This is a genomic window from Deltaproteobacteria bacterium, assembly GCA_009930495.1.
Classification (GTDB): domain Bacteria; phylum Desulfobacterota; class Desulfovibrionia; order Desulfovibrionales; family Desulfomicrobiaceae; genus Desulfomicrobium.
On sequence record RZYB01000170.1, the window covers coordinates 1 to 5,278 of the forward strand.

Genomic DNA, 5,278 nt, shown 5'->3' on the forward strand with positions numbered 1-5,278 from the left:
CGGGGCGAAGGGCGTGAGAACGGAAGGTTTTTATGGTCCGGGCCGTGTTTACAGGTTGGATTTTCGTCCCACATCCACGGTCATGAGGGAGCCGTTCAGACGAACTGAGCCACTTCTCCCTCTCCAGATAATTTTGTGAGCACGTCCAGGAGAGGAGTGTGCCGGATGTTTGGCTGCGTGGCGCGGAGCATGGGGTGGCCAGGGCGCGAAACCTGGTGCGTGGCCTGCCGGTCTTTTCCGGCAGGCGGTCGGGTGGCCTAAAGTTTTTTCACGAATTCGGATTTGAGCTTCATGGCGCCAAAGCCGTCGATTTTGCAGTCGATGTTGTGATCGCCGTCAACAAGCCGGATATTCTTGACCTTGGTGCCCACCTTCAGCGGTTGCGACGCGCCCTTGACCTTCAGGTCCTTGATGATGGTGACCGTGTCGCCGTCCTTGAGCACGTTGCCGTTGGCGTCGCGGACGATGCGTTCATCCGCGTCGTCGGCCGGGGTGGCGCTGGGGGACCATTCGTGTCCGCATTCCGGGCAGACAAAATGCGCGCCGTTTTCGTAGGTGTAGTCGCAGCCGCATTGGGGGCACTTGGGGGTGTCGCTCATTATTTTTGACCTCTGGGGTTGGGGGGTGTCGGGACGCGCCGGGCTCGGGCGTCCCCTAGCCGGGCGGCGCGGGTCCGGTCAATGCGGTTGCATGGACGGAAATCCCGTGAACAGGTGTGTGGGCATGATGGGGGAGGGGGGGCAGGGATTTTGCGTGGTCTTGGCAGAATTCGGAGGCCGGTGCGCCCGGCCCGGCCGCTTGGGGCGGTCCGGACCAAGCGTTGTAAGAACGGAAGGTTTTTTATGGGCCGGGCCGTGTTTACAGGTTGGATTTTCGCCCCATATCCACGGTCATGAGGGAGCCGTTCAGGCGGAGATACTCCGTGCGGACGTGGGAAAAACCGCTGGCGAACATGGTATCGGCGACAAGGCCGGCTGGCATGGCCATGGGTGTTCCGGTGACCAGATCGGTGACAAGGCATTCAAACGGCCATTCGGGCATCAGTTTTTCGTCAACTGGGCCGTCGTGGACGCTCACGCAGAAGCCGCCGGGATTGAGGGCGGCGTGGATTTTGTCCATGACGTTTTGCGTGGCGTTGTCGGCCAGGGTGAAGTTCAGGGTCGCGGAGACCAGGACAAGATCGTAGCCGCCCGGAATGGGCTCCGTGACATAGTTCGCGGGCAGCATGCGAACCCGGTCCTTGGCCGGGCTTTTTTCACGGAACCGCTCCGCGACCTGGAGCACGGCGGGAAAATCCAGCACATCGACTTCCATCCAGGGCATGGCCTCGGCCGCGCGCAGGGCGTACCCGCCATGTCCGCCGCCGAGATCGAGCATGCGCCGATAACGCCGCGCCCCAGGCAGGGCCGCGAGATACTCGGCCATGATTGCTCCGCCGCTGGCGAGCACCACGCCCGCTCCGTTGGCCGTGAGTTCGTGCCAGGTCGCCTCCGGGTTTGTTTCGTGTTCGGGTGGTTTTGCCCCCTGTCGCAGCACACGGGGCAGATCATCCAGGGGGTGAAGGCACCATCTGCAGGATTCAAGAACAAACGCACCGATGTTGTCTTCCGAATGTTTGCTGAAAAGACGACTGGTCCGCTCGGTGTTCCGCACCGTCCCCGCCCGCATGACGACCAGTCCGAGATGGGAGAGTATTTCACAGAATTTTTCCGTGGCGGCCGTTTGCCATCCGTGGCGGGCCGAGATGGCCGCGAGGCTTTTGGGGGTGTCCAGGTCCGTGAACACGTCCTGCTCCAGGGCGGAGAGCAGCAGTTTCGCGCTGATGGCGCCGCGCACGCAGCGCAGGGTGTCGTCCAGTCCCTGATGATACGATTTGCTATCCATGCGTTCCCTTGGCTTTGGGCCGCCGGTTTTCCCGGCGGCCCCAAAGGTTAGAATCTGTAGGTCACAAGCAGGCCGCAGGCCCGTGGCTCGCCCTGCTGCACAAGATCGCCACCCCAGCTCCACTGATTTTCCAGATAGTCCTCATCGAAGAGGTTGTTGGCCCAGAGCGTGACGTCGAACTCCTCGGTTTCGTATCCGATACGGGCGTTGACGACGGCGCGGCCATCGACCTTGTTGGTGTTTTCTGTGTCCGTGTAGTAGGAACTCATACCTACCAGATCCATGCCGGCGACCAGTCCCCATGCCCATCGATACGTCGCGCCGAGTGAATACGACCATTCCGGAGATCCCGGTGTTTTTTTGCCGTCATAATCGAAGCCCGCGGGCCCATCTATTTTCCAATCCTGGATGACGCTGTGCTGATACCCGCCGGAAGCGCGCAGGGTCAGGCCCGCCAGGGGCATGTAGGTCATTTCCAATTCCGCGCCGTGTGTCCTGGCCTTGGCCGCGTTGCGGATATACCGGTCCATGATGCTGTCTCCCCACTCCGTGACCTGTTTGTCGCGGCTGTCGATGTAAAAGGCGGCCAGGTTCAGGGCCAGAGTGTTGTCGAGCAGCATCGATTTCAGGCCAAGTTCGTAGGCCCAGCTGTATTCCGGATCGTAGGTGTATTCGTCTTCCGTCATGGCGAAATAATTGTCGAAGCCCCCGGCGAGGTAGCCTTTGGCTGCCTTGGCGTAGATGACGTCCGTGTCGGTCAGGTCAAAGGCGAGGCTGAAGCTGGGCAGAAATTCCGTATAGGACAGATCCTCCGAGAGACTGACGCCGTACGCGGCGATTTCCTTTGTCCCGTCGAGGCGGGTGTGGTCGAGACGCCCGCCAGCCGTGAGATGGAGACGATCCATGACATGAAACGTGCCCTGGGCGAACAGGGCCGCCCCCCAGTTGTCCTGTTCCGGCGTCAGGGAGTAGGCTGCGTAATTGTTTTCGATGTCGAGGTCCTCGCGGTATCCGTACATGCCCACCAGCCAGTCGAAAATCGTGTTTTCTTTTGGGGCCGAGGCAAAGCGCAGCTCCTCGCTGATGATTTCCGCGTCATATTCCATGCGGGCGTAACTGTTTGTGTCCAGGGGGCTCATGTCCATGTCCTGGGCCACGTGCTGGCTGTAATCGTGTCGTCCGGTGACCGAGGTCACTGTCATGAAATCGCCGCGATGCTCGATTTTCAGCGCCTGGGAGTTCATGTCCACGTCGTTGAAGTTGTCACCGTCCCAGGCGAGGCTGTTTCTGTCCGTGGCGAATGGCCCGCTTTTGAAGCGGTAGTATCCCGCACCGTCGCGTTTCGTGCCGCCTTCCAGAATCAGCGAGATGTCCAGCTCGTCCGTTGGTGTCCACAAGGTGGCCATGCGGCCGTTCACATGCCGCTTGCGGGCCGCGTCCGTATCCTCGTGCTCGTTTTCCATCCAACCGTCCGTGTACTCGTGCTGGCCGGAAAAGCGAATGGCCAGCTCATCCTCGACCACCGGGACATTCAGATCGAATCCTTCCCGAAACAACGGCTGGCCGCCGTTGGCGTCCCAGAATCCGACCTCCCCGAAGATTTTGCCGCCCAGGTCGTTGCCGGGCTGTTTCGTGATGATGTTGACGACGCCGGATTCCGAGTTCCGTCCGTACAGCGTCCCCTGTGGTCCTTTGAGCACTTCGACGCGTTCGATGTCCAAAAGGTCGATGTCCTGCATCTGGTGGATGGGGTAGTTGACTCCGTCCACATAGAACCCCGTGGTTGAGAAGAGCGACGTGCCAAAGGAGGATACGCCGCGGATGGAAATGACGTTTTCGATGCTGTTTTTTTTGAGCGTCACGTTGGGGATGTGTTCGACGAGTTCGTGAAATGTCGTGATGTTGCGATCAGCAAGGGTTTCGTCCGAGAAGACCGCGACCGTGCCCGGTACGTCCTGGACGCTTTGCTCGATTTTTTGCGCCGTGACCGTGACCGTGGGCAGGGCGCGGGTGCTGTTGGTCTCTGCCGAAACAAGGCCCGGCGCGCCCGCCATTCCCGCGTACAGGCCCAGCAGGCAAAGGGCGATGCGAATTTGTGCGTTCATGAATCCTTCCTCCTGAAGATAAGATGGAGAAGGACCGTATCACCCGGTCGGGGTTCCCTCTTGCATTTCGCGAAGGAATTTTTGCTGTTCAGGAACTGTTCAGGCGAGGGGCGGGCGCCCCGGGACGCGCGGCATGCACTCCGCATGGTAGCGACTTGGGGTCATGCCGTAGCGTATGGCAAAGGCGCGGGTAAAATGGCTGGGACTGGAAAAGCCGCATTCGTAGGCTGTTTCGGCAATGCCCTGGCCTGGTTTTTCCAGAAGGTGGCGGGCGCGTTCAAGGCGTTTTTCCCGGAGAAAACGGAAAACCGTGGTCCCGAACAAAAGTTGGAAAACAGCGTTCAGCCGGGTGTGGGTAAGGCCCACGCGTCCGGCGAGTTTCTGCAATGACGGCGGTTCGACCAGGGACGCAAGAATGGTGTCGCGTGCCGCCAAGGCCGCGTGCCGCTCAACGGGTGTGACGCCGCCGAGTTCGGTTCCTTTTTCATCCAGGAGCGTCATCAGACTGAAGAGCAGTTCCATGGCTTTATACTCCATGAAAACCTGCCGCCGCGATCCTTCAAGCGGGCAGTGCACAATTTCCCGCACGGTCAGGGCCACATGCGGCGGAAGACTGTCCTTCCAATGAAAGGACACGGCGTCCGTCTCGGCCGTGAAGAGTGTTCGTGTGTTGGAAAATTTTGTCGGAGTGGACGCTTTTTGCAAAAATTCCGGCATGACCAACAGACCCGCGGCCTGGATTGGTGCTCCGGGATGGGTCGAGGATTGCCCCCGTGAACCGGGCAGATGGCACAGGGAACAGTCTCCGGCGTTGTTTTCGATGTCGTGGCGCGTTCCGCTACGATCGGTCATCGTGATGCGTGTCGTGCCGGAGACAAAGCACATGAAGCTGACCGGGGCTGTTTCCTCCACGATGAAGCTGTATGAAACAGACTCCCGCAGGGCGCGCACATTCTGGACCGCGAGACGCATTCCGGGGCGCACCTGGTACTCTCGCCATAACAGGCATTCCTCGACCGCCGGTTCCCATGGGTTAAGAGCGGGGGATGCTGTTTTCCATTGTTCGGTGCTGACAGTGACCATCTGTGCTCCGCTGCGGACGTGTTCGGATGATTGCGGGCTGCTAGAGGCGGGTGCGCCCGGCCCGGCCGCTTGGGGCGGTCCGGACCAGGCGTCATGAACAGGGTTATTTGACGGTGAAGGTCAGGCTGGCGCCGTGGTAGACCTGATCTGCCTTGCCGACCAGTTCCTTGAGGGAGCCGTCCGGGGTGACGTCGTCCTTGTGGTTG

The 5,278-nt window shown here is 60.3% G+C and carries 5 protein-coding genes; all 5 read right to left on the reverse strand.

The window, feature by feature from the left end; genetic code table 11:
- Positions 1-257 precede the first annotated feature (257 nt).
- Positions 258-599 carry an alkylphosphonate utilization protein gene (locus EOL86_11740; protein ID NCD26246.1) on the reverse strand — a complete coding sequence of 114 codons (342 nt, stop codon included), beginning with the start codon at positions 597-599 and terminating at the stop codon, positions 258-260.
- A gap of 259 nt (positions 600-858) precedes the next feature.
- On the reverse strand, positions 859-1,884 hold the full coding sequence (locus EOL86_11745; protein NCD26247.1) for an SAM-dependent methyltransferase: 1,026 nt from the start codon (positions 1,882-1,884) through the stop codon (positions 859-861).
- Between the two features lie 47 nt (positions 1,885-1,931).
- On the reverse strand, positions 1,932-3,989 hold the full coding sequence (locus EOL86_11750; protein NCD26248.1) for a TonB-dependent receptor: 2,058 nt from the start codon (positions 3,987-3,989) through the stop codon (positions 1,932-1,934).
- Between the two features lie 99 nt (positions 3,990-4,088).
- Positions 4,089-5,072 carry an AraC family transcriptional regulator gene (locus EOL86_11755; GenBank protein NCD26249.1) on the reverse strand — a complete coding sequence of 328 codons (984 nt, stop codon included), beginning with the start codon at positions 5,070-5,072 and terminating at the stop codon, positions 4,089-4,091.
- Between the two features lie 103 nt (positions 5,073-5,175).
- Positions 5,176-5,278, reverse strand: a 103-nt coding sequence (locus tag EOL86_11760) for a DUF4198 domain-containing protein (GenBank protein NCD26250.1), incomplete at its 5' end; no start/stop codon positions are given.

Coding starts and splice junctions, on each gene's coding strand:
- EOL86_11740 (NCD26246.1), bottom strand. CDS start 599: ATGAGCGACACCCCCAAGTGCCCCCAATGCGGCTGCGACTACACCTAC.
- EOL86_11745 (NCD26247.1), bottom strand. CDS start 1,884: ATGGATAGCAAATCGTATCATCAGGGACTGGACGACACCCTGCGCTGC.
- EOL86_11750 (NCD26248.1), bottom strand. CDS start 3,989: ATGAACGCACAAATTCGCATCGCCCTTTGCCTGCTGGGCCTGTACGCG.
- EOL86_11755 (NCD26249.1), bottom strand. CDS start 5,072: ATGGTCACTGTCAGCACCGAACAATGGAAAACAGCATCCCCCGCTCTT.